Here is a 547-nt window from a genome sequence, read left to right as displayed (position 1 = left end):
CGGGAGCGGATGCGACGAGTGCGCGCCCGGGGCACAGCGAGCACCAGACCGGCTGGGCGGTCGACGTGGTGGGAGCGTCGGGCGCGTGCGCGCTCGAGATCTGCTGGGGCGACACTCCGGAGGGGCAGTGGGTCGGCGCCAACGCCCATCGCTTCGGCTTCCTCGTGCGCTACAAGCCCGACGCCACTCCGATCACGGGGTACGAGTCGGAGCCGTACCACCTGCGGTACGTCGGGACCCAGCTCTCCGGGTACCTGCACGACTCCGGCATCGAGACGCTCGAGCGCGCCTTCGGCCTTCCGGATGCGCCCGATTACGCACCGGGGACCACTTCCTAGGCGGTCTAGTGATCACAGACGGACACGATCGGGCGTGACACGCGCCGCTCGTTACCGTACTGTTATTCGGAGCGCTTTCGGAGGCCCGTCTGACGGATCTCCCACCCCCGCCTGGTGACATAGCCGCTTCCCCTGCTCCCGAGCCCGGTCCCCCGCCGAGCCGCCGACCCGTGAGACCTCTCTGTGCCCCCTCGCTCCACCCGCTCCAC

The 547-nt window shown here is 70.0% G+C and carries 1 protein-coding gene; it reads left to right on the top strand.

Going from position 1 to position 547, the window contains the following annotated elements; genetic code table 11:
* The coding region (locus C5C35_RS16645; RefSeq protein WP_104263622.1) for a D-alanyl-D-alanine carboxypeptidase family protein at positions 1–338 on the top strand (338 nt) is incomplete at its 5' end.
* Between the last annotated feature and the right edge of the window lie 209 nt (positions 339–547).

Source organism: Rathayibacter sp. AY1F8 (genome assembly GCF_002932165.1).
Classification (GTDB): domain Bacteria; phylum Actinomycetota; class Actinomycetes; order Actinomycetales; family Microbacteriaceae; genus Rathayibacter.
Note: the sequence above shows the minus strand (reverse complement) of the source record. Positions and strands in the feature narration are given on the sequence as shown.